The organism is Ruegeria sp. CDSB013 (assembly GCF_059611165.1).
This window is the reverse complement of record NZ_JBXWPA010000012.1, coordinates 109,245-132,022: the sequence shown is the minus strand read 5'-3', so window position 1 is coordinate 132,022 and position 22,778 is coordinate 109,245. Positions and strand designations below refer to the sequence as shown.

Below are 22,778 nucleotides of genomic sequence, written 5' to 3'. Positions count from 1 at the left end.
ATCACTGACGTTGTTGATTGGACCAATTGCGTTGCTGCCATGGGGTGATCACGTCGTTCATCGTACCGCCAAGTGCGGAGGGTCGCACAGGTAACACGGCAAATTGACAAGATCTCCGTCAATATGACAGGTATGACCGCGATTTCGTCAAGATTGCCCCTGCGTTTCGGACAGAAGCGGCCTCATACTTTTAAAAATGAAAGAGGAGGCGCGTTTTGAGCTGGAACATTTGTGTCATCGGAGCAGGCAAGATCGGTCAGATGATTGCGACCTTGCTGAAGTCATCGGCCAACTACTCGGTCACGGTGGCGGATCGGGATTTGGCTGCGTTATCAGCATTGAACAAGCAGGGCATTTCGACCCGGCAAATCGATGTGAGCGACGAAGCGCAACTAACCGAAGGTCTGGGTGAGTTCGATGCCGTGATCTCGGCGGCCCCGTTCTTTCTGACGCCGAAGATTGCCAAGGCGGCCAAGACCGCTGGCGCGCATTACTTTGACCTGACCGAAGATGTCGCGGCCACCAATGCCGTGCGCGAACTGGCGCAGGACAGTGAAACTGCATTCATGCCGCAATGTGGCCTGGCTCCGGGTTTTGTCGGTATCGCAGGGGCATCGCTGGCAGCAGAGTTCGATGAAATCGACAGCCTGCATATGCGGGTGGGGGCGCTGCCGCTCTATCCGACCAACGCATTGAAATACAATCTGACCTGGTCCACGGACGGGTTGATCAACGAATACTGCAACCCTTGCGATGCCATTGTGAATGGTGAACGAGTCAAAACCGCTCCGTTGGAGGATTATGAGCTGCTTGGCCATGACGGGGTGGAGTACGAATGTTTCAACACCTCAGGCGGTTTGGGCACTTTGCCCGAAACACTGGACGGCAAGGCGCGGGGGGTGTCCTACCGCTCAATCCGATATCCGGGCCATTGCGATATCCTGAAACTGCTTCTCAAGGACCTTGGCCTGGAACATCGCCGCGATCTGCTGAAGGATATTTTTGAGACCGCGCTGCCGCGCACCGATCAGGATGTGGTGCTGGTCTATTGCACCGCAAAGGGCATGATCGACGGCGCGCTGCGCGAGAAATCCCTGATCAACAAGAGCTTTGCCCGCACGATCAACGGACAGGTCTGGAGCGCCATTCAGGTCACCACAGCCGCAGGCGTTCTGGGTGTGGTTGATTTGATGCGGACCGGCGCGCTGCCTGCGAAGGGCTTTGTCCGGCAGGAACAGGTGAACCTGTCCGATTTCCTGAACACCGAATTTGGCCGGCTCTATCGCGCCGGCGACGTAACCGAACAGAACAAGGCGGCCTGAGATATGAAAGACATCGTGATGACAGCCCAAACAACCCTCGCCAATCTGGATCTGACCGAGGCCGAACTGACCGGCGGCACGCTCAAAGTGACGTCTCCGATTGATGGCAGCGTATTGGCCGACGTGCATGAGACGCCCGTTGCCGACATGGAAGCCATCTTTGCCCGTTCTAAAACGGCGTTCAAAGAATGGCGGACAGTACCGGCCCCGCGCCGGGGTGAGCTGATCCGCCTGTTGGGAGAGGAACTGCGCGCCGCCAAGGACGATCTGGGTGCTCTGGTCAGCTGGGAGGCTGGCAAGATCACCTCGGAAGGCTTGGGTGAAGTGCAAGAGATGATCGACATCTGCGACTTTGCCGTTGGTCTTTCGCGTCAATTGTACGGCCTGACCATTGCGTCCGAGCGTCCTGGGCACCGAATGATGGAGACGTGGCATCCGGCAGGTCCGGTTGGCGTGATCTCGGCTTTCAACTTCCCGGTTGCGGTGTGGTCGTGGAATGCGGCATTGGCGCTGGTTTGTGGTGACCCGGTGATCTGGAAGCCGTCCGAGAAATCTCCGCTGACCGCGATGGCGTGTCAGAAGATTTTTGAACGCGCGCTGGCCCGGTTTGGCGATGCGCCGGACAATCTGCTGCAAACCCTGATCGGTGGTGCGGCGCTGGGCGAGGCTTTGGTCGCAAGCGAAGACGTTCCGGTTATCTCGGCCACAGGGTCCACCCGTATGGGTCGCGCCGTCGCGCCCATCGTGGCGCAACGCTTTGGCAAGTGCATTCTAGAACTGGGTGGCAACAACGCGATGATCGTTGGCCCCTCGGCCGATCTGGAAATGGCTGTCCGTGCGGTTGTGTTCTCGGCCGTCGGTACGGCCGGTCAGCGCTGCACCACGCTGCGCCGCCTGATCGTACATAACTCGATCCGCGAGGAGTTAGTGGGCCGTTTGAAAAAGGCCTATGCGGGATTGCCCATCGGCAACCCACTGGTCGAAGGCACGTTGATTGGCCCGTTGGTAGACGAAGCCTCGGGCAGGGCCATGACCGCAGCGCTTGAGGCTGCCAAGGCCGAAGGTGGCACCGTGCACGGTGGACGTCGCGTAACCGAGGGTGTGCCTGCGGGTGTCTATATGGAACCGGCCATTGTCGAAATGCCAGGCCAGACGGCGGTGGTAAAAACCGAAACCTTTGCGCCCATCCTCTACGTCATGGGCTATGACGATTTTGATGATGCGATTGAGCTGCAGAATGACGTCCCGCAAGGCCTGTCTTCTTGCGTCTTTACCTTGAACATGCGCGAGGCCGAGCAGTTCCTGACCGCAGCCGGGTCGGATTGCGGCATCGCCAACGTCAATATCGGCCCGTCAGGTGCCGAGATCGGCGGAGCCTTCGGCGGTGAGAAGGAAACTGGCGGTGGGCGCGAAAGCGGCTCGGACGCGTGGAAAGCCTACATGCGTCGTCAGACGAACACTGTGAATTACTCGGCTGAGCTGCCCTTGGCGCAGGGCGTCAAGTTCGACATCTGAACCAGTTATCCAGCGGCGCCTTAAAGCGCGGCTTGACGTTTCAGATTAATCGGCAAAAAGATAATCAAGGCTCATGATGGCTTGAGCCTTGTCCAGCGACACGCCCAGAAACTCGGCAATCGCGGTCTCATTCTCAATATTTGAGTTGGTCTCGCGGATACGCAGGTATCCGTCAAACTCTGCCTCGCGGATCAATTCTGATTCGTGCACCAGTGAACTGCGCAGCGCCGGGATCAGACGGGCCACGGTTTCCCGAGGACTGCTGTCCCCGGCCAACCCAACCCGGCGAGCGTGACCGATCAGATAGTCGTCGGAATACTCGCACTCGATTTCAAGAACATGGCTGCGGGCCTGAACCGAGCAGAAATCCTGAATGATATCCAGATCTGCGGGATCCACGCACAAGACCAGCTTGTTGGAACCAAAGCTTTCAAACAGCATGCGAGCCACCGCGCGCCGGTGCCGCGTGCGCTTGGCCAGAGACGATTCAATGCCACCCAGATCAGGCAGAGAAGTGTCTTCTTCGTTGAACAGGTATTCGACGCAGGGAATGTCGGTTTCCGAGACGATCTGGTCCACCAACCGTTTGGCAACATGCCATTTCTTGCTCACGATCAGAAACACTTCGCGCTCAGGGCCCAGGGAATTGCCCGCCTCCCAGAACCGCTGCGCATAACGTCGCCCCACCCGGCCGCGCCCGGTCAGAAAGCTGTAAAGATTGCGGCCTTCGTCCGAGATGTGAAACGTCATCCCTTCGGTTGCGTACATCTGACCCAACCTGTCCTTCAGTTCATGGGCTTCGGGGCTGATCTTGCGGGCGAACAAGTAATCTTGGGACAGCAGCAAGTCATAGTGATCGTTGTAGAACGTCACAGGCATGCCATAATCCGAGAACATCAGAAATGTGGGCGTGCGGTTGTCGATCTCAGTCTTGGGGATCAGATGGCGCACCAAAGTCTGAAAAAAGGTCTCGTCCGGAATCCAGGTGGTCGAGAAAAACCGTTTTACATCGGGGCGCTTTTGCAGAAAATCCAGAATCATTTCGATGGTCCTGCGGCGCAGGCACCACCATTGGCTGCCGATCATTATCTGAACGTCTGACGGAATCTCGCGCGTCAGACCAAACCGTTTTTGCAGATTGTACGACCCGTAAAACAGCTTGGCCTGTGTCCGTTCGTTGAAATAGTGCCGATAGATAAGCCGGTCCTCAACCATGCCGGTCTTGATCCAGTTGCTTTCCAGGAAATCATGGCTTTCGACGAAATCAACGTCGTGCTGGTTCAGAAAGTCGTGGATGTACTCAGCCGATTTGATCGGCATGCAGTCACCCGACACCATGTAGAAATGAGTGGCGCGGGGAAACGCATCCACAGCGGCCTGCAGGGCATTCAGCGTGGCCTGAACCAGTGACCACGCGCCCCAGCCGCATTTGATTCGCTTGGCGGCAAAGGTGACATTTGGATTGTCTCTCAAAGCCTCGCGAATGCGTGCGTAAGCAGTCGCACTGGCCCGCGCGTCAAAGTGGATCGCCATGCAATCCCCGGCTGCGGTCAATTGCTCTGCCTGCGCGATGATCGCGTCAGGGTCTTTGTGACATAGCAAAATGTAGGCAATTCTTGCCATATTGGCCTATTGTTTTCCGTTTCTGCCCGTTTCCAACCGTGATACTGAGGATGAGCGATTGAATAAATAGAATATTTTTGGTTTTTTGGTTTCAAATGCTGGCGCGTCAATATTGAGACCAGATCAGCAAAGGAGGCACAGCAGATGGGTTTTCCCGGAACATGGATGACCGAAAGCGAGAGCATGGTTTACCGTGTGGTGCCGAAATGCGCCTGTTCGACCATTGGTCAGATCATGTTTTATTCGGATCACGGGCAGTTTTTTGACGGTGATATCCATGACGCGAAGGACGGGATGCACAAATGGGCCTTCGGCCCAAGTCAGGATCAGATCTCGGGCAATGTGCGGGACCACAAATCCCTGGCCTTTACGTGCGTGCGCAACCCCTACACCCGAATTCTAAGCTCATTCTTTGACAAGATCTGCGGCATTCAGCGCAATGGCAAGCGGTATCGGGGCAATCTGGTGCCGACGCTTATCTATAATTACGGGATCGAAGTTGGCGGCGACGATGGCAAGGGTGAGTTCGATCAGATCGCCAGTTTCCGCCGTTTTTTGCTGTTTGCACGTGATACGATCCGCTGGCGCCGTCCGATGGACCCTGACATTCACTGGTCGGCCATGTCCGGCCATGTCTCGACCTTCATCGTGAATGGTGGGCAGTACGATCAGATTTTCTGGACTGAGCAGTTCAATGAAGGAATGCAAAGTGTCCTTGATCGGTTAGAGACACCGCACGCTGTGAATTTGTCCGAAATCCCGCGATTCAATGAATCCGAAGGCCACGGGCCCAAACGTGCGCATCCGGTCGAGGACTACTTTGACGATCTTTCGATGCACCTGGTCTACGAGATCTACAAACACGATTTCGAGCTGTTCAAATACGATTTTGAAAACCCGGGCAACAAGATGCCAATCGGTGAGATTGATCTGGACGAAGTTCACGCCAAGCTGGGCGATTAGACGAACGGATCAGCGATCGATCAGGCGCTCTTTCAGGCCGGTCGGGTATAGCTCTGGACCGCCGATATCCAGAGCATCCAGACTGAACCATCCTGCCGTCCAATTCAGGCCATTGTCTTCGGTGAATGAAATGGGCGCGTCGGGCCAATTCAAAAGCTCGGGGCACTGAATCTCGGCCACAAAGATGATCTCATGTCCCTGATGCCCTTCATGCTGGTACAGGTTCTCGATCACCAGCGGTTGCCCACTGACTTCAACTGTCACATCGAGCTCTTCCCGGAACTCACGTTTCAGCGCGTCACGCCATGTTTCGCCGAATTCGACCGATCCGCCCAAAGGGCGAACACCCTTGATGCGACCGTCGTCATTTGGGACTTCGGCAGCAAGAAGGCGGTCCCACCGCCAATGCAAGCCGATGGCTTTGACACGGATACCGTTATGCGGGCGCCAGAATGTCATACTTGTCACCGATTGGGCCATGGATGTCGTTGAATACAAAAGAAAAAGGTCTCGCTAAACGAACTAGCGAGACCTTTGAAGTTATTGCAGTTTGGGTGGTTTGGAAACCGCTTCTTCAGACTTGGCGCACGGCACCTTTCGCGGCACTTGTCGCCAGCTTGGCATAGGCCTTTAGCGCGGTTGACACCTTGCGCTTGCGCGGTGCGGCCGGAACCCATCCCTTTTCGTCCTGCTCTTCGCGGCGGGCAGCCAGTTCTTCGTCAGACACGGCCAGATGAATGGTCCGGTTGGGGATGTCGATCTCGATCTTGTCGCCCTGCTTGACTAGCCCGATTTCTCCACCCTCAGCGGCCTCAGGTGAAACGTGGCCAATCGACAGGCCCGAGGTGCCACCCGAGAAACGCCCATCAGTCAGCAGGGCGCAGGCTTTGCCCAGACCTTTGGATTTTAGATAGGATGTCGGATACAGCATTTCCTGCATCCCCGGACCGCCGCGCGGGCCTTCATAGCGGATCACCACTACGTCGCCCTCTTTGACCTTGCCGGTTAGGATGTCGTTCACGGCCTGATCCTGGCTTTCGCAGACATAGGCAGAGCCGGTGAATGTCAGGCTGTTGGGATCAACGCCTGCCGTTTTCACGATACAGCCTTCGCGCGCGATGTTGCCGAACAGGACTGCCAGACCGCCATCCTGACTGAACGCGTGTTCCTTGGACCGGATCACACCGCCTTCGCGGTCGGTGTCCAGTTCCTTGTACCGGTTCGACTGGCTGAACGCCTGCGTCGTGCGTACGCCGCCGGGCGCGGCCTTGAACAGGTCCTGCGCTGCGGGGTTGTTGGCGACCTTGATGTCCCAATTGGCAATCGCTTCGCCCATGGTTGCCGAATGCACGGTGCTGCAATCTTCGTGCAGCAGCCCGGCGCGGCTTAGCTCGCCAAGGATCGAGAAGATGCCACCGGCGCGGTGAACGTCCTCCATATGAACATTCTCAGTGTTGGGCGCGACCTTGCACAGACACGGCACCTGACGGCTCAGGCGGTCCATGTCGGTCATGGTGAAATGCACTTCGCCCTCATGCGCGATGGCCAGCAGGTGCAACACCGTGTTGGTCGAACCGCCCATGGCGATATCCAGGCTCATCGCGTTTTCAAAGGCGTCGAACGTGGCGATTTCACGGGGCAGGAAGCCTTTTTCGTCCAGATCATAGTGCCGTTTGGTGATCTCAACGATCCGACGCCCGGCTTCGAGAAACAGCTCTTTACGATCGGCGTGTGTGGCCAAAGTTGAGCCGTTGCCCGGCAGAGCAAGACCCAGCGCCTCGGCCAGACAATTCATCGAGTTTGCGGTGAACATACCGGAACATGACCCACAAGTTGGGCAGGCGTTTTCTTCGATGTGCTGGACCTGCTCGTCGGTGAATCTGTCGTCGGCGGCAGCGACCATCGCATCCACAAGGTCGATCTTCTTGGCGTCCAGATCGGCGATGTCGATCTTGCCGGCCTCCATCGGACCGCCCGAGACAAAGATCGCCGGGATGTTCAGGCGCATCGCGGCCATCAGCATGCCGGGAGTGATCTTGTCGCAGTTCGAGATACAGACCATCGCATCAGCGCAGTGGGCGTTGACCATATATTCGACCGAATCCGCGATCACTTCGCGCGAGGGCAGGGAATACAGCATCCCGTCATGGCCCATGGCGATACCGTCATCCACCGCGATTGTGTTGAACTCTTTCGCAACACCGCCAGCGGCCTCAACCTCGCGCGCGACCATCTGGCCCAGATCCTTCAGGTGCACGTGGCCGGGTACGAACTGGGTGAACGAGTTGACGATGGCGATGATCGGCTTGCCGAAATCGTCGTCGCCCATACCGGTGGCACGCCACAGGCCGCGGGCACCGGCCATGTTGCGGCCGTGGGTTGAGGTTCTGGATCGGTACATTGGCATGATGCTGTTTCCCTTTTGCCCCGGTTGCGATATTCGGGATGCGTACGTTATAGCGCACGTATCACATGTGCGCTATAACGCACAAGAGGATTCGAGAGACGATCAAGATGGCACCGGACGAAATTACGTTAAAACTACGCGATGTGCGGGCAGCCTCGGGGTTGAGCCTGTCCAAAGTGGCCGAGATGACGGGTGTCAGCAAAGCCATGCTGGGTCAGATCGAACGAGGCGAATCCAGCCCGACCATCGCAACGCTGTGGAAAATCGCCAAAGGGTTTCAACTGCCGCTGAGTGCGTTGATCGGAACGGCGGCCCTGCGGGATACCGCCATGCCCGACGTGTTTCACACGGTGACCTTTCCCGGCAGCATTGAGGTCAAGATCGTCTTTCCCTTCGATCCTGCGCTGGGCGCCGAAACGTTTCACGTCGACCTTGCCCCAAACCAAAGCCACGAATCCGCAGCCCATGCCGCAGGGGTGACCGAAGAAGTGTTTGTGCTGAACGGATCGCTTGAGATTCTCCGTGATGGTGACTGGGTACCGCTACAGGCCGGGCAGGGCCTGCGCTTTGCAGCCGATCTGCCGCATGGTTACAGGGCGGGGACGAATGGCGCTGCGTTTTTGAACATGCATCATTATGCACAACCAGCCGAAGTCACCTGAGGCAACGCGCACGCTGGAAAGGTTGGGCGACATGAAACAAGTATGTGACCCAAGTACACAGCTATGACTTTATGTCGAGGTGGCACACAGCGCGGGTCGCGCTGTGTACGGGTTCTTTTGCACGAACCGATCAGTTCGACGCAGATTGCAGCTTAGAGCTGTACTCGGACAGCGAGCTGGAAACGATATCGTACCACTCGCCCGACTGCCGCATTTCGTTCAGGCCATTGTTCAGCATCGAGATATACTGCAGCCCGTATGGGTTGGATTTATGGGCCAGCAGGCGAATGGTGGACAGATGGGTGAAGTTCTCATTCTGAACCACCTCGTTTTCCATACCCAAAGCCGCAATTGCCCCATTGGCTTGCTGAATAGCCATCCCGGTGGCGTCCGCGGTTCCGTTCATGACCGCCTCGATGCACTCTTCCGGGGTGCGGGGGCGAACAAGCGTGATTTTGGGTTCGACCAGGCCGGCCTCTTCCAGGTCATTGGTAAAGAACCCGTCCATACGACAAAATACGGCCCCTTCCAGCTCTTCGATGGAGGCTGCGCCAGCATATTTGCTGTCGGGCAGTGTGAAATACCCAACGACCGATTCATACAATGGCTGTGATGCGTAGAACCCGTTACAGCGATAAAGGCTGTCTTCACCCATGGCATCGGGGTTTTTTGCGCAATCTGGCACAACCCAGGCAACGGCGATGTCATACGCTCCGGCGGGCAGAAGTGTGTAAAGATGCGAGTTGAAATCGTTCACCCAACCCTGGTTGTATTCGCGCTTGTTGCCCGCACGATGCAGGGCCGTTGTCGACAACCGCATCAAAAAGCCGCCACCCGAAAGACCTTCGTCCGTATAGGGTGCCCAATCGTTACCGGCCAAAAGACGAATCGGCGGCTCGTAAACGTTTCTGGGTTTAATTTTTGCGGCTTTTTCTTCCTCTCGCTCAACAACTTCGTTGAACTGCGATGTGGCGGTCAGTCGGCCGTCAGCGCATGGCAAGTTCAGAATTGTACCAGGGGTCAGATTGTTCGGATTTCCGGCAATGACGTTTCTGTTTGCGTTGAAGATGATCTGGTAATCCCGAGAGCCATATGCCGTTTCGGAAATAGTCGCCAGCGTTTCGCCTGCTTCTACTGTGTACGATTCGCACGCGACCTGCGCCGCAGCACTTATCGGTGAGATCAAGGCAGCCAGACCCAGGGTCATGAGGCCAAACTTAATTCCAGGGGTGTTCATTTCGTTCTCCTGTAGAGTGAGTTTTTTCAACGTGCACCAGGGTCCCGGTTTTTTGTTCTATCACCCTAGTGACGTTGTGTTTTTTCTTTCGCTTACAAAATGGTAGGAAAGATGTTCCGCGCCGATCAAAATTTTACAGACTGCGGGGGAAAGCGTTTTTTCTTTTCCTGATTGCCCGTTTCCTTTGCTTCAGCGCCGATTTGTATTGGCTGTTTCCACGGCCTGAGTTCGGGCGCTTTCACAGATACTCCGGGGTACATTGACGTAGGGAAAACCGACCTTTTTGGGGCGGAAAGTGCGTTTTTTTGGGTTCAACCCTTGGTGGAGTGATAAATTACACACGGACATAAGCCCGATAAGCGGGGCTTTAGTCTTACACGCATCACTATTTGGGGTGTTTGCAACCCAGAGTATGCATGTGGTCAAACGGGTGCGCGCACAGGTCTGGTTCCTGAGAGCGCTCGCGTCAGTTGGTTTTGCCCAACATAGTCCCAATCATTCGCACATGCAGGTTCAGAGGCGTCCGTTAGTGTCATCATCCCATCCAGCCTTGAACCCGCATGCGCGCGCGTATAGGGAAAAACCAAACGCGTTTAGGGGAGGCTTTTATGCAGGACGATCCGAAAACCCTCGTTTCTACCGAATGGCTTGCTGCCCATCTCAAGGACCCGGATCTTCGGGTGCTGGACGGGTCGTGGTATCTGCCGCAGCAAGGGCGCGACGAAAAAGCCGAATACGACGCCGCTCATATCCCCGGCGCGCGGTTCTTTGACATCGATGATATTTCGGACCACCGTTCGGACCTGCCGCATATGGCGCCCCCGGTCGAAAAGTTCATGTCCCGCCTGAGGGCGATGGGCGTGGGCGACGGCCATCAGGTTGTCGTCTATGATGGGGCCGGTTTGATGTCTGCCGCCCGCGTCTGGTGGTTGTTCCGGTTGATGGGGCAGGAAAACATCGCCGTTCTGGATGGTGGTCTGCCGAAATGGCAGGCCGAGGGGCATGAGATCGAAGATCTGCCGCCGGTGATCCGCGACCGCCACATGACCGTCCGGGTCCAGAACCATCTGGTCCGTGACGTCACGCAGGTATCTGCCGCCGCCAAGCTGGGAGATCATGAGATCATCGACGCACGCTCTGCTGACCGTTTTGCCGGAACCGGAACAGAACCGCGTGAAGGTCTGCGAACGGGCCGCATTCCCGGATCGCGCAACGTGCCCTTTGGCACTTTGCTGAACAAGAATGGCACGATGAAATCCCCCGAGGAATGCCGCGCCATCTTCAAGTCCGCAGGTGTGGACCTGTCGAAACCGGCTATCACATCCTGCGGGTCGGGTGTGACCGCCGCAATCCTCAGCCTTGCGCTTGAGCGCATGGGCAAGAAAGACCACTCGCTTTATGACGGCTCCTGGGCCGAATGGGGTGCCTTCCCGACCCTGCCCGTCGCAACCGGAGAGAACTGATGTTCGAAAACCTCAAACCGCAGCCTGCCGACAAGATTCTGGCGCTGATGCAGGCGTATCGCGAAGACCCGCGCGATCAAAAGATCGACCTGGGAGTTGGTGTTTACAAAAATGCCGAGGGCGTGACCCCGGTGATGCGTGCGGTGAAAGCGGCCGAAAAGCGCATCCTGGAAGAGCAAGAAAGCAAGGCCTACACCGGATTGGCGGGCGACCCGGCTTATGCCGATGCGATGATTGGCCTGATCCTAGGCACCTCGGTTCCACGCGGCAACATCGCTGCCGTGGCGACGCCCGGCGGAACCGGTGCCTGCCGTCAGGCATTCGAGATGATCCGCATGGCCAACCCCTCGGCCCGCGTGTTCGTGTCGAACCCGACATGGCCCAATCATCTGTCGATCCTGAACTATCTGGGGATGGAGACGGTCCAATACCGGTATTTCGACGGCGAAACCCGTGGCGTTGATTTCGACGGAATGATCGAGGACCTGAAAACCGCGAATGCGGGCGACGTAGTCCTGCTGCACGGCTGCTGTCACAACCCGACAGGCGCCAACCTGAACATGGTGCAGTGGCAGGAGGTCGTGAACCTGATTAACGAGCGCGGCCTCGTGGCAATGATCGATATCGCCTATCAGGGCTTTGGCGACGGACTGGAAGAGGATGCGCAGGCAACCCGACTGGTGGCCTCGTCGGTCAAGCGCTGCCTGATTGCAGCGTCCTGCTCGAAGAATTTCGGTGTCTACCGCGAGCGGACCGGCCTGTTGATGGCCATCAGTGATGACCCGGCGCAGACAGCTCTGAACCAGTCCACGCTGGCATTCCTCAACCGTCAGAACTACTCGTTCCCGCCGGATCACGGCGCACGGGTGGTGACGACGATCCTGAATGATGAAGTCCTGCGCGCTGACTGGGCGGCTGAGCTGGAAGAGGTGCGCCTGTCCATGCTGGGCTTGCGCCAACAACTGGCAGACGAGCTGCAGGCCCAAAGTGGGTCCGATCGCTTTGGGTTTGTCGCCCAGCACCGCGGCATGTTCTCGCGTCTGGGGGCGGCACCGGAACTGGTCGAAAAGCTGCGCGCGGACCACGGCATCTACATGGTCGGTGACAGCCGGTTGAACATTGCCGGCTTGAACGCGACGACAGTTCCGATTCTGGCCAAGGCGATCATTGACGTCGGTGTCTGATTCAAGCCAATAAATCAGAAAACCCGGGCGCGAACGCCCGGGTTTTTTTTGTTTTCGAGTGGCAGGCTCTTAGCCTTTCGAAAACTCTGGATAAGCTTCCATACCCAGTTCTGCCATGTCGAGGCCGTTGATCTCGTCTTCTTCGCTGACGCGGATGCCGACCGTCGCCTTCAGAATTGTCCACAGGATCAACGCGCCAACAAATGTGAACACACCATAAGCTACGATACCGGTCAGCTGTGTGATCAGGTTTGCTTCGCCGTAGAAGATCACGGCGATGGTGCCCCAGATGCCTGCGAACAGGTGAACCGGGATGGCACCGACAACGTCGTCGATCTTGAACTTGTCCAGCATCGGAACCGCGAAGACCACGATGATGCCGCCAACTGCGCCGATCCACAGCGCTCCGAACAAGGTCGGGGCAAGCGGTTCTGCGGTGATCGAGACCAGACCGGCCAGCGCGCCGTTCAGCACCATGGTCAGGTCAGGTTTCTTGTACAACACCTGCGTCATGATCAGGGCTGCGATAGCACCAGATGCGGCGGCCATGTTGGTGTTGGCAAAGATGCGGGACACGTCGGATACGTCACCTACGGTGCCCATCGCCAGTTGCGAGCCGCCGTTGAAGCCAAACCAGCCCAGCCACAGGATGAACGTACCCAGGGTTGCCAGCGCCAGATTCGAGCCGGGCATCGGGTGAACTTTGCCGTCTTTGTACTTGCCAATGCGGGGGCCAAGGATCAGGCAGCCCGCCAGAGCGGCCCAGCCACCGACCGAATGCACAACTGTCGAACCAGCGAAGTCGGAAAAGCCCATGGCATCCAGCCAGCCGCCGCCCCATTTCCAGGAACCGGAGATCGGGTACATGATACCAGTCAGAACGATCACGAATATTAGGAAGGGCCACAGCTTTATGCGCTCGGCCACGGCGCCGGACACGATGGACGCGGTTGCCGCTACAAAGACCAGCTGGAAGAAGAAGTCCGAACCGATAGACGCGTAGTCTAACGCCGCGTCTGCGGGCGCAACACCCACGGCATCAAGTACGGTCGGACCGCCAAGGGCAAAGAAACCATTGAAGTCGCCCGGATACATCGTGTTGAAGCCGACCAGCCAGTACATGATCGCGGCAATCGAAAACAGCGCGATGTTCTTGATCATCTGCATGGCAACGTTCTTGGAACGCACCAGACCGCCCTCGAGCATGGCAAATCCTGCTGCCATGAAGAAGACAAGGAAGCCTGCCATCAGGAACAGCAGGGTGGTAAAAATATACTGGGTGTGCAGCGCTGCTTCGCCCTCGGCGACCTCTTGCGCCAGACCCATCTGCGGCATCACGACTAGCGCGGCGGCTGGGATGAGAGATTTCATCAGGTTCATTGTCAGTCCTCGAATGCTTTGGAGTGGCGGCGCTTACAGCGCCTCTTCGTTCGTTTCCCCGGTCCGCACGCGCAGCGCCTGCTCGACATCAAGGACGAAAATCTTGCCGTCACCGATCTTGCCGGTCTTGGCGGTTTTGGTAATGGTCTCGACGATCTGGTCGGCCATCGTGGCGGGCACCACGATTTCAAGCTTGATCTTGGGCACGAAATTCACCGCGTATTCGGCCCCACGATAGATTTCGGTGTGGCCCGATTGCGAGCCGAAGCCCTTGATCTCGGTCACCATCATGCCGCGCACGCCGGCCTCGGTCAGTGCCTCGCGCACCTCCTCCAGCTTGAACGGCTTGATTGTCGCAATGATCAGTTTCACGTCTGTCCCCTCTTCCTTTCCGGCGGAACCGGTTTGTTTGCACCTGCAGAAAGAGAGCGTGACTGACCGCAGTAAGAAACGGTCAGGGTGGGAGAACGCAGGGGAAAAGGGGGGTGAGGTGCACAATTTTTGCACAAAAAAACGTTGATGCCCAAAAATCAGGCGAACTATTGAGGCCGGTTAGCGGAATTTCATACCTCTACTTCGCGCCGGTGGCAGGGTATGGTGCCTCAAAATGATAACCGGGCAGAGTTTGAGCATGACTGAGTCCAGGCGTCGCAAGACATCGCTTGTTGCAGACAAAAGATACCCTTCAAAGGGGCGTAAACCCGCTGCAACAAAGCGGACGACAAAGCCCGACGGCAAGAAGGCGACGGCGCGCAAGACGTCGACTCGCAAAGCCGCCCGGAAGAAAACCCGCAAGACGTCCGGCGGTGGCGGCGGTTTCTTTCGACGTCTTTTCCGTTGGTTGTGGCGACTGATCTGGGGCGTGACCTGGCGTGTGGGCGCGGTGGCTGCCATGCTGTTGGCTTTGGCGGTTGGGGTTGTCTACTCCTCTCTGCCTGACGTCGATGCCTTGCTAGACGGTCGCGCGCGCGGGTCGGTGACCCTGTTGGATCGGGATGGCAAAGTTTTTGCCTGGCGTGGGGACCAATTTGGTGGGGTGATCACGGCCGATACCGTCTCGCCGCATCTGAAGAACGCCGTCGTCGCGACCGAGGACAAGCGGTTCTATCGCCATTTCGGCGTCAGCCCGCGCGGTGTCGCAAGCGCTGTGCGCATCAACCTGAGCGAAGGGCGCGGACCGCTGTCGGGGCATGGTGGGTCGACCATCACGCAGCAGACGGCCAAGCTGTTGTGTCTGGGTGTGCCTTATGAGCCCAGTGAATGGGAATCCGAAGCTGCCTACGAGTCCGATTGCCGTCAAGGCTCGCTTTGGCGCAAGGCCAAAGAGGCGGTCTATGCGATGGCGATGGAGGTCAAGTATTCCAAGGACGAGATCCTGACCATCTATCTGAACCGGGCCTTCCTGGGCGCGGGTGCGCGCGGGTTCGAGGCCGCAAGCCAACGCTATTTCGGGATTTCGGCGGCTGAGGTCAGCCCGTCGCAGGCTGCTATGCTGGCTGGTCTGCTGGTGGCACCGACGCGCTATGCACCGACGAATAACCTTCAACGTTCGCAGGATCGAGCGCGGCTGGTGGTTGGCCTGATGGAGGCACAGGGGTATCTGACCTCGGCACAAGCAAGCAGTGCGCGCAGCAATCCCGCGCAACTGTCCGAAGCCGCTGCTGCGCGGGCGGGGGGCTATTTCGCCGATTGGGTGATGGCCAGCGGGCCCGAGTTCTTTACACGCAACACGACCGAAGATGTGGTGATCCGCACCACGCTGGATCAACGTATCCAAAAGTCAGCCGAAGAGGCGTTGCAGTTCATCTTTCAGGAGAAGGTCCGCGAAGGATCAAAGGCGCAGGCCGCGATCGTGGTGATGTCGGCGGACGGGGCTGTGCGCGGCATGGTTGGCGGGCGCAAGACCCGCGTGTCCGGTGCATTCAACCGTGCCACGCAGGCGCTGCGGCAAACGGGGTCTTCCTTCAAACCCTTCGTTTATGCCACCGCGCTTGAGCTTGGCTATTCGCCATTGGATACGGTGGTGGATGAGCCGTACTGCGTGAACATTCCGGGCTCTGGCCAATGGTGTCCCAAGAACTACACCAACAAGTTTTACGGGCGCGTCACACTGGCAGATGCATTGAAAAACTCGCTAAACATCCCGGCGGTGAAGGTGGCTGAGATCGCAGGGCTGGACAATGTCCGCACGGTCGCCAGCGAATTCGGCATCGATAGTGATCTGGCGCAAGGCCCCGCTCTGGCGCTGGGCGCGTCGGAAAGCACGCTGATCGAGATGACGGGGGCTTACGCCGGCATCCTGAACGGTGGCTCGGCGGTGGAACCCTATGGTCTGACCGAATTGAAGCTGTTGGGCGATCAAACCCCGGTCATGGTGACGACAACGGGCATTGGTGAGCGGGTCATCAACGACAAAGCTGCCAAGCAGCTGACGTGGATGATGGAGCGTGTGGTGTCCGAAGGCACCGGTGCGCGTGCACAACTGCCCGGTTGGCAGGTGGCGGGTAAAACCGGCACGACGCAGGCTGCGCGGGATGCCTGGTTCATCGGCTTCACGGCAGATTACGTCACGGGCATCTGGATGGGGTATGACGACAACACCCCATTATCCGGTGTGACCGGAGGCGGATTGCCGGCTGAAATCTGGAAAGAAACCATGCTGCGCGTGACCGAAGGCATGACGCCGACGCCGCTGCCGATGCTCGCCCCGGACCCACCGGTCAGAACAGCGCAACCGCAGCAACAGCGCCGTAAGAACCAAACCGGGTTGGACCGGGCTATCAACAACCTGCTGAACAATATTTTCGGTGGAAATTAAAAAAGGCGGTGCGCTGGGCACCGCCTTTTGAATTGAAAGAGCGCCTGATCAGAGGCTGTCGTCAAGGGCGCCCAAAATCGCATCACCCATTTCTGTGGTCGAAACTGGCGTAACGCCTTCATCGGCCAGCAGGTCGCCTGTGCGAACACCGTCGGCCAGCACTTTCTCGATCGCGGCTTCAAGACGATCTGCTTCTTCAAGCTGATCAAAGCTGTAGCGCAGCGCCATGGCAAAGCTGAGGATACAGGCGATTGGGTTCGCCTTGCCCTGACCGGTGATATCCGGGGCCGAACCGTGGACCGGTTCGTACATCGCTTTGGGGCGACCATTCGCCATCGGGGCACCCAAGCTTGCCGACGGCAGCATACCCAGCGAGCCGGTTAGCATCGCCGCGCAATCCGACAGGATGTCGCCGAACAGGTTGTCTGTCAGGATGACGTCGAACTGTTTGGGCGCACGCACCAACTGCATCGCGCCATTGTCGGCATACATGTGGCTCAGCTCGACCTCGGGGTAGTCTTTGGATACGCGATCCACGACCTCGCGCCATAGGATGCCCGATTCCATGACGTTGGCCTTCTCCATCGAGCAGACCTTTTTGTTCCGGCGCATTGCCAGCTCAAATGCCGAGCGCGCGGCGCGCTCGATCTCAGATTCGGTATAGCGCTGGGTGTTGATGCCAACACGCTCATTGCCTTCCTCAAAAATGCCCCGCGGCTCACCGAAATAGACGCCCGAGGTCAACTCGCGCACGATCATGATATCGAGACCGGAAACGATGTCTTTCTTCAGCGACGAGAAATCGGCCAGCGCGTCAAAGCACTGTGCCGGGCGCAGGTTGGAATACAGGTCCATCTCTTTGCGCAGGCGCAGCAAGCCGCGCTCGGGCTTCAGTGAAAAGTCCAGATCGTCATATTTCGGGCCGCCAACGGCACCCAGAAGAACCGCGTCGACCTCTTGCGCTTTGGCCATGGTCTCGTCCGACAGGGGCTTGCCATGCGCGTCGTAGGCTGCACCGCCGACCAGATCCTCGCTCACGTCGAATTCCAGGCCGCGTTTCGCACCAAACCAGTCGATGACTCTGCGCACTTCGGCCATGACTTCGGGGCCAATTCCGTCTCCGGGCAGGATGAGGAGCGAGGGGTTGGACATGAAGGATCTCCTTGCGTTTTACAGCACAGGCCCTAGCGCCTGTGCGGCATCGGGTCAATGAGACGATCCCGCCAGAGGGCAAGGAAAATACAGGTTTGTTTCCGTTAGCGTCTGAAAATTGCGTCAGGTCTGTTTTGCGGGCCAGATCATGGCGCAAAAGGCCGTATTAGCGAGGCAGTGTCAGGTCGACCCAGATCAGCCGGTGACGGCTTGCGCGTTCGACGGTTTTGCGTTCTTCAGTGCCTGCGGCGGGCCAGTGCACCCCGGAATCCAACACTTGCCATTGGGCGGATGGCAAGACGTAATCGACCCGCATTGGACCAACGGTTTTCCAGACCACCGTGGCCAAGTCGCCTGAGGGGTCTTCGGGTGAAGGGTCCTGAAGGCGGGGGTCGTTCAAAAACTCTTGGATCGCCTCTTTACGTCCATCACCCCGCACGGGGTCCAGATTGGCGTCACCCGCGATAACAAACAGACGACCGGGTTTGCGCCCGACTTCCCCGTCCATGACTGCGGACCAAAGGCGAATTTCATCCCGGTTTCGCAGGCCGTTGCGATCCTCGGGTCCGTCAAACACGGGGGGTGAGGCATGAAAAGTCATCAAATCCAGCTGCCCCGCCGGAGTTTGAATGGGCACAATCCAATGCGCCACGGATGAGAGCCGCTGGACGTTCTGCGCCCGTTCTGACGGGTAGGGGCCTGCGTCATGTTGGGGCAGTTCAGCGCCGGGCAGTTTCAGCCATGGCACGTTGGACAGGTCCTGAACCTGATCCGAAGTGATGGGGTAACGAGACATCACGGCCAGCCCACCTTGTCCGGTGAACCGACCCCAACCCTGCGCGTCGCCGGGGCCGTGGGTTCGACCATCTCCGTCCAGATCAAGATCCGTTTCCAGGCCGGAATTTGGTTGGGCTGTGAATGTGTGGGGATAGTCCAATCCGGCCTCGCGCAGCCGATTTGCCAGTGCCGCCAGCGCCAGCCCCTCAAAATCCCAATCGATCCCCTGCAAAGCAATGATATCGGGGCGGGTTTCCGCTAGAACCGCAGCAACCGCCATCACCTGATCATCACCGCGGCGAATATCGCGCAACAGCAACCCCGGGCCATCGCGGCTGAGCTCTGTGTTGTACGTGGCAATACGGATCGTCTCTGCCTGCGCCATAACGGGCAACAGCAGCAAGATCAGGATGCGGATCATGCGGTCTGGGTAGACTCAGCTGTGGAATAAGCGCGCCGTTTTTCGACGATCAAGTTGGCGATGCGCAGGGTCGCCATGCCACGCATGATCATGCTGGCGGGCAGGAAAGCCCAAGCACTGAGCGTCCAGATCAGCGTCTGAGGATTGCTCAGAGAGATCGGATCGGCATAGTCAGTCAGCAGTTTGATCAGGGCCGGGATCAGGAACGGCAGCAGAATGCCGATGCAAATGTTCAGTCGTCCGTCGCGCTGCAGGCGCGTTACCACATCACCGCCTTTGGTGGGGTCGAACAGCGGAAGGTTGGTCCAGACATTGAAGGCGCCGTTTCCGGTCGGCCAGCCGCGCACTTTCACCGCGTAGGCAAAGCTGGCGATCGTCACCAAAGCAGCGACATACGCGACGCTGGCAGAAATACGGACAAGTTCGATCAAGGGTGCGCTTGCATCAGTCGGCAGCATTAGGATGATCAGCCGTACTGGCGAATAGGGAAAGTCGACCACATTTGCGACGCCCAAGCCAAAGGAATAGAAGGTCGTCGTCAGGCCGGTCGGCGTATACGCATTTTTGCAGATCAACGTCAGGAAGGTGACCATCGACATCAGCCCGACAAAGCGCAAACGGTTCACGGGCGGCGCGTCGCGGAACTCGATAAAGCTGGGAAAGGCAGAGTTGTATTCAGCGAATGTCAGGAAAAACGCGAGAATGGCGAGAAAGACGACAATCTCGGTCCCATTCGTAGACGTTACTGGCAGGTACAACGCAGGTGTCAGCACCAGTAGTGCGACCAAAACTCCCCGAATCGCCGCCCCTGTTGTGCGCGCAATCACTATCCAAACCCTTTCAAAACGGATTGACCGTTTCTATTTCTTTGACGGCTTTGTCCCATCTTGCATCCGACATTTTTTGCCGGAGACCACCATTACCGCCAACATTGACGATAAGCGACAATCCGCTCAAGCCAAGGCGTAGAAAACATGTGATTTTGGGCAAAATGATGGCAAAACTGGTGCACCTTTGCATCATCCGCGCCGCAAATTAGGCGTGTATTGGAGGGTGGCCGCTACATGTTGTGATTGCCGGGACTTCAACCCCAAGAACGCGAAAGGGGCCGCCTAGGCGACCCCGATAGGTTGAGTATCCTCAGATTCGCTCTTGGAATCACACCCAGGGGCGGGCTTGGCTTGCGTGATCTTCGAATTTGTCGATGTGATGATCTTTCTCCATCGTCAGGCCGATATCGTCCAAACCATTCAGCAAGCAGTGCTTGCGATGTGGGTCGACACTGAACTCGATCACAACGCCATCTGAGGTGGTGATCTGCTGATCTTCCAGATGCACGGTCATGCGAGCGTTTTCGCCTTTGTGGGCATCTTCCATCAGGATCGCGTGGTGCTCTTCCTCGACCACGATGGGCAGAATGCCGTTTTTGAAGCAGTTGTTAAAGAAGATGTCGGCAAAGCTGGTCGAGATCACGACCTTGATGCCGAAATCCTTGATCGCCCAGGGCGCGTGTTCGCGCGACGAGCCACAGCCAAAATTGTCGCCCGCGACCAGAATTTCGGTCTGCCGATAGGCGGGTTTGTTCAGAACGAACTCTTCGTTTTCGCCCCCGTCATCATGATAACGCATCTCATCAAACAGCACGACGCCAAGGCCGGACCGTTTGATGGTTTTCAGGTGCACTTTCGGAATGATCATATCGGTGTCGATATTGATCAGCGGCATTGGGGCGGCCACCCCGTGGACTTTGTCAAACTTTTCCATGTCTACACTCCTGCAGGAGAGGGCCGCGCCCGTGTCCCGCGTTTAAGCTTGTTTCGCTTCTGTTGTTGCGTCGTTGGGTGCGTTCCGGATGAAGAACGCCATAAAGACTAGGCCGAACCCGTTGAACAGCATCTCAATGCCCAGGAAGATACCCAAAATGCTCAACAGCACCTGAGGATCGCTTCCTACATATGTCCAGATGATACCGGCAAGGACGATCGACAAGATGCCCGAGATCATCGTGGGCCAGAAAAACTGTGTTCCTTTCATCTGGAACGACAGAATGACCCGCGCGATGCCGCCTGCCATGAACAGGATCAGCATCACGGTTGCCAGTGTCAGGGTTCCCTGCAGCGGGTGGTCCAGAAAGGACCAGCCCAGAAACAGCATCACCGCACCCATGATGAGTGACAGAATTTTGTTGCCGGTGCCTTCAACCGTAAAGCCGCCAACAACCTGCAGCGCGCCTGATATCAGCAGCAACACACCGGTTACCACCGTCACCGCGACGGATGCCACAACTGGCGCGCCCAGTACAAAGATACCGAACGCTATGGACAGAAGCCCCAGCAGGAGCCATTTGACCCAGTCACTCATGTTTTTAATCCCTCAAATATCTAGATATGAGGGGACCTTACATCAATTCACGGACGTCTGTCAGCCGTCCTGTGATTGCCGCTGCGGCAGCCATCGCCGGGCTCAGCAAATGGGTGCGTCCGCCCCGGCCCTGACGGCCTTCGAAGTTGCGGTTCGAGGTCGCGGCACAGCGTTCGCCGGGCTGCAGCTGATCCGGATTCATCGCCAGACACATTGAACATCCTGCCAGCCGCCATTCGAACCCGGCCTCTTTGAAAATCTCGGCCAGACCTTCTTCTTCAGCCTGCGCACGAACCAGACCTGAACCGGGTACGACCATGGCACGCATGCCGTCCTTGACCTTTTTGCCCTTCAGGATCTCGGCAGCGGCGCGCAGGTCTTCGATGCGACCATTGGTGCAGGACCCGATGAAAACGGTGTCAATCTCGACGTCGCTCAGCTTTTGACCGGCTTCCAGACCCATATATTCGATAGACCGGCGGGCCGCGTCGACCTTGCCGCCTTCGAAATCTTCGGGGTTCGGCACGGTTGCGGTGATCGGCAGAACGTCCTCGGGGCTGGTGCCCCATGTGACGACCGGCGCGATGTCTTCGCCGCGCAGGGTAATGACCTTGTCAAAATGCGCGTCTTCGTCGGTAAACAGCGTTTTCCACCAGGTCAGAGCGGCTTCCCACTGGGCACCTTTCGGCGCGTGGGGGCGGCCTTTGACATATTCATAGGTGGTCTCGTCCGGCGCAATCAGGCCAGCGCGGGCACCGCCTTCGATGGCCATGTTGCAGACGGTCATTCGGCCTTCCATCGACAGATCGCGGATCGCTTCGCCGCAATATTCGATGACATAGCCGGTGCCGCCAGCCGTACCAGTCTCACCAATCACGGCCAGAGTGATGTCCTTGGCGGTCACACCCGGCTGCAGTTTGCCGGTGATTTCCACCTTCATGTTCTTGGATTTCTTCTGGATCAGGGTTTGCGTGGCCAGAACATGTTCAACCTCGGACGTGCCGATGCCGTGGGCCAAAGCACCAAACGCGCCATGGGTGGCGGTGTGGCTGTCGCCACAAACAACGGTCATGCCGGGCAGGGTCCAGCCCTGTTCGGGGCCGACGATGTGCACGATGCCCTGACGAACGTCATTCACCGGGTAATAGTGAATGCCGAAATCCTTGGCGTTCTTGTCCAGCGCTTCGACCTGAATGCGCGATTCGGGGTTTTCAATGCCGTTCACCCGATCCGCAGTGGTCGGAACGTTGTGATCCGGCACGGCGATGGTCTTTTCCGGCGCGCGTACTGGACGGCCCGCCATCCGCAGGCCTTCAAAGGCTTGTGGGCTGGTGACTTCGTGCACCAGATGGCGGTCGATATAAAGCAGGCAGGTGCCATCATCGGCTTCGTGCGCGACATGGGCATCCCAGATCTTGTCATAGAGTGTTTTGGGGGACATCGGTCCTCTCCCGTATGTAATGAGAAATAGCTGGCGAGTGGCTGGACGCCGC

General features: G+C 57.7%; 19 protein-coding genes. 7 read left to right on the top strand and 12 right to left on the bottom strand.

All coding sequences use genetic code 11. The annotated features are described in order from the left end of the window. Window positions 1-215 precede the first annotated feature (215 nt). Window positions 216-1,322 carry a saccharopine dehydrogenase family protein gene (locus AC2FJF_RS19015; protein WP_496726739.1) on the top strand — a complete coding sequence of 369 codons (1,107 nt, stop codon included), beginning with the start codon at window positions 216-218 and terminating at the stop codon, window positions 1,320-1,322. Window positions 1,323-1,340: 18 nt separating this feature from the next. Beyond that, window positions 1,341-2,837, top strand: a complete 1,497-nt coding sequence (amaB, locus tag AC2FJF_RS19010) for an L-piperidine-6-carboxylate dehydrogenase (RefSeq protein ID WP_496726738.1) — start codon at window positions 1,341-1,343, stop codon at window positions 2,835-2,837. Window positions 2,838-2,882: 45 nt separating this feature from the next. Here the strand turns inward: amaB and AC2FJF_RS19005 are convergent, their stop codons facing one another. Beyond that, window positions 2,883-4,460: a DUF5928 domain-containing protein gene (locus AC2FJF_RS19005; protein WP_496726737.1), complete on the bottom strand. Its 1,578-nt coding sequence runs from the start codon at window positions 4,458-4,460 to the stop codon at window positions 2,883-2,885. Between the two features lie 144 nt (window positions 4,461-4,604). Between AC2FJF_RS19005 and AC2FJF_RS19000 the strand changes: the two genes are divergently transcribed. Further along, complete coding sequence (locus AC2FJF_RS19000; RefSeq protein WP_109311313.1) at window positions 4,605-5,423, top strand: sulfotransferase family protein; 819 nt, start codon at window positions 4,605-4,607, stop codon at window positions 5,421-5,423. A 9-nt stretch (window positions 5,424-5,432) separates the two neighbouring features. Here AC2FJF_RS19000 and AC2FJF_RS18995 read toward each other — a convergent pair whose 3' ends face one another. Continuing rightward, on the bottom strand, window positions 5,433-5,882 hold the full coding sequence (locus AC2FJF_RS18995; RefSeq protein WP_496726736.1) for an NUDIX hydrolase: 450 nt from the start codon (window positions 5,880-5,882) through the stop codon (window positions 5,433-5,435). Window positions 5,883-5,997: 115 nt separating this feature from the next. Continuing rightward, a complete protein-coding gene (gene ilvD / locus AC2FJF_RS18990; protein ID WP_108861683.1) occupies window positions 5,998-7,830 on the bottom strand; it encodes a dihydroxy-acid dehydratase in 1,833 nt (610 codons plus the stop codon). A gap of 107 nt (window positions 7,831-7,937) precedes the next feature. Between ilvD and AC2FJF_RS18985 the strand changes: the two genes are divergently transcribed. Beyond that, window positions 7,938-8,492, top strand: coding sequence for a helix-turn-helix domain-containing protein (locus AC2FJF_RS18985; protein WP_108861682.1), 555 nt, complete (start codon window positions 7,938-7,940; stop codon window positions 8,490-8,492). A gap of 130 nt (window positions 8,493-8,622) precedes the next feature. On the opposite strand, the gene AC2FJF_RS18980 is transcribed toward AC2FJF_RS18985, so the two are convergent. After that, entirely contained in the window at window positions 8,623-9,729 is a 1,107-nt protein-coding gene (locus AC2FJF_RS18980; RefSeq protein ID WP_496726735.1) for a peptidoglycan-binding protein LysM, read from the bottom strand. A 608-nt stretch (window positions 9,730-10,337) separates the two neighbouring features. Between AC2FJF_RS18980 and sseA the strand changes: the two genes are divergently transcribed. Together sseA and AC2FJF_RS18970 are read left to right on the top strand one after the other, a co-directional pair. Next, window positions 10,338-11,192, top strand: a complete 855-nt coding sequence (gene sseA, locus AC2FJF_RS18975) for a 3-mercaptopyruvate sulfurtransferase (protein ID WP_496726734.1) — start codon at window positions 10,338-10,340, stop codon at window positions 11,190-11,192. Further along, window positions 11,192-12,376 carry an amino acid aminotransferase gene (locus AC2FJF_RS18970; protein ID WP_496726733.1) on the top strand — a complete coding sequence of 395 codons (1,185 nt, stop codon included), beginning with the start codon at window positions 11,192-11,194 and terminating at the stop codon, window positions 12,374-12,376. Before sseA ends, AC2FJF_RS18970 begins: the two co-directional genes overlap by 1 nt. Before the next feature lie 69 nt (window positions 12,377-12,445). On the opposite strand, the gene AC2FJF_RS18965 is transcribed toward AC2FJF_RS18970, so the two are convergent. Continuing rightward, window positions 12,446-13,756, bottom strand: coding sequence for an ammonium transporter (locus AC2FJF_RS18965; RefSeq protein WP_496726732.1), 1,311 nt, complete (start codon window positions 13,754-13,756; stop codon window positions 12,446-12,448). 33 nt (window positions 13,757-13,789) lie between these two features. Next, a complete protein-coding gene (locus AC2FJF_RS18960) occupies window positions 13,790-14,128 on the bottom strand; it encodes a P-II family nitrogen regulator (RefSeq protein WP_058273036.1) in 339 nt (112 codons plus the stop codon). Between the two features lie 259 nt (window positions 14,129-14,387). On the opposite strand from AC2FJF_RS18960, the gene AC2FJF_RS18955 reads away from it, so the two are divergent. Continuing rightward, window positions 14,388-16,574 (top strand): transglycosylase domain-containing protein, encoded by a 2,187-nt coding sequence (locus AC2FJF_RS18955; protein ID WP_496726731.1) that lies wholly within the window; start codon window positions 14,388-14,390, stop codon window positions 16,572-16,574. 48 nt (window positions 16,575-16,622) lie between these two features. Here AC2FJF_RS18955 and leuB read toward each other — a convergent pair whose 3' ends face one another. The 6 genes from leuB to leuC form a co-directional block, all read right to left on the bottom strand. Next, entirely contained in the window at window positions 16,623-17,726 is a 1,104-nt protein-coding gene (leuB, locus tag AC2FJF_RS18950) for a 3-isopropylmalate dehydrogenase (protein ID WP_496726730.1), read from the bottom strand. 166 nt (window positions 17,727-17,892) lie between these two features. Then, on the bottom strand, window positions 17,893-18,924 hold the full coding sequence (locus AC2FJF_RS18945) for an endonuclease/exonuclease/phosphatase family protein (RefSeq protein ID WP_496726729.1): 1,032 nt from the start codon (window positions 18,922-18,924) through the stop codon (window positions 17,893-17,895). Continuing rightward, the gene (locus tag AC2FJF_RS18940; RefSeq protein WP_496726728.1) at window positions 18,921-19,751 is read right to left on the bottom strand and encodes a hypothetical protein; all 831 of its coding nucleotides are present in this window, start codon (window positions 19,749-19,751) and stop codon (window positions 18,921-18,923) included. The genes AC2FJF_RS18945 and AC2FJF_RS18940 overlap by 4 nt, the downstream gene beginning before the upstream one ends. Before the next feature lie 331 nt (window positions 19,752-20,082). After that, a complete protein-coding gene (gene leuD / locus AC2FJF_RS18935; RefSeq protein ID WP_496726727.1) occupies window positions 20,083-20,688 on the bottom strand; it encodes a 3-isopropylmalate dehydratase small subunit in 606 nt (201 codons plus the stop codon). A 42-nt stretch (window positions 20,689-20,730) separates the two neighbouring features. Then, a complete protein-coding gene (locus AC2FJF_RS18930; RefSeq protein WP_109311305.1) occupies window positions 20,731-21,285 on the bottom strand; it encodes an HdeD family acid-resistance protein in 555 nt (184 codons plus the stop codon). Window positions 21,286-21,322: 37 nt separating this feature from the next. Further along, window positions 21,323-22,726, bottom strand: a complete 1,404-nt coding sequence (gene leuC / locus AC2FJF_RS18925; RefSeq protein ID WP_496726726.1) for a 3-isopropylmalate dehydratase large subunit — start codon at window positions 22,724-22,726, stop codon at window positions 21,323-21,325. Window positions 22,727-22,778 lie beyond the last annotated feature (52 nt).

Excerpts from the sequence above, each read along its gene's own strand:
- amaB (WP_496726738.1), top strand. The coding sequence starts at position 1,341 with ATGACAGCCCAAACAACCCTCGCCAATCTGGATCTGACCGAGGCCGAA.
- AC2FJF_RS19005 (WP_496726737.1), bottom strand. The coding sequence starts at position 4,460 with ATGGCAAGAATTGCCTACATTTTGCTATGTCACAAAGACCCTGACGCG.
- AC2FJF_RS19000 (WP_109311313.1), top strand. The coding sequence starts at position 4,605 with ATGGGTTTTCCCGGAACATGGATGACCGAAAGCGAGAGCATGGTTTAC.
- AC2FJF_RS18995 (WP_496726736.1), bottom strand. The coding sequence starts at position 5,882 with ATGACATTCTGGCGCCCGCATAACGGTATCCGTGTCAAAGCCATCGGC.
- ilvD (WP_108861683.1), bottom strand. The coding sequence starts at position 7,830 with ATGCCAATGTACCGATCCAGAACCTCAACCCACGGCCGCAACATGGCC.
- AC2FJF_RS18985 (WP_108861682.1), top strand. The coding sequence starts at position 7,938 with ATGGCACCGGACGAAATTACGTTAAAACTACGCGATGTGCGGGCAGCC.
- AC2FJF_RS18980 (WP_496726735.1), bottom strand. The coding sequence starts at position 9,729 with ATGAACACCCCTGGAATTAAGTTTGGCCTCATGACCCTGGGTCTGGCT.
- sseA (WP_496726734.1), top strand. The coding sequence starts at position 10,338 with ATGCAGGACGATCCGAAAACCCTCGTTTCTACCGAATGGCTTGCTGCC.
- AC2FJF_RS18970 (WP_496726733.1), top strand. The coding sequence starts at position 11,192 with ATGTTCGAAAACCTCAAACCGCAGCCTGCCGACAAGATTCTGGCGCTG.
- AC2FJF_RS18965 (WP_496726732.1), bottom strand. The coding sequence starts at position 13,756 with ATGAACCTGATGAAATCTCTCATCCCAGCCGCCGCGCTAGTCGTGATG.
- AC2FJF_RS18955 (WP_496726731.1), top strand. The coding sequence starts at position 14,388 with ATGACTGAGTCCAGGCGTCGCAAGACATCGCTTGTTGCAGACAAAAGA.
- leuB (WP_496726730.1), bottom strand. The coding sequence starts at position 17,726 with ATGTCCAACCCCTCGCTCCTCATCCTGCCCGGAGACGGAATTGGCCCC.
- AC2FJF_RS18945 (WP_496726729.1), bottom strand. The coding sequence starts at position 18,924 with ATGATCCGCATCCTGATCTTGCTGCTGTTGCCCGTTATGGCGCAGGCA.
- leuD (WP_496726727.1), bottom strand. The coding sequence starts at position 20,688 with ATGGAAAAGTTTGACAAAGTCCACGGGGTGGCCGCCCCAATGCCGCTG.
- AC2FJF_RS18930 (WP_109311305.1), bottom strand. The coding sequence starts at position 21,285 with ATGAGTGACTGGGTCAAATGGCTCCTGCTGGGGCTTCTGTCCATAGCG.
- leuC (WP_496726726.1), bottom strand. The coding sequence starts at position 22,726 with ATGTCCCCCAAAACACTCTATGACAAGATCTGGGATGCCCATGTCGCG.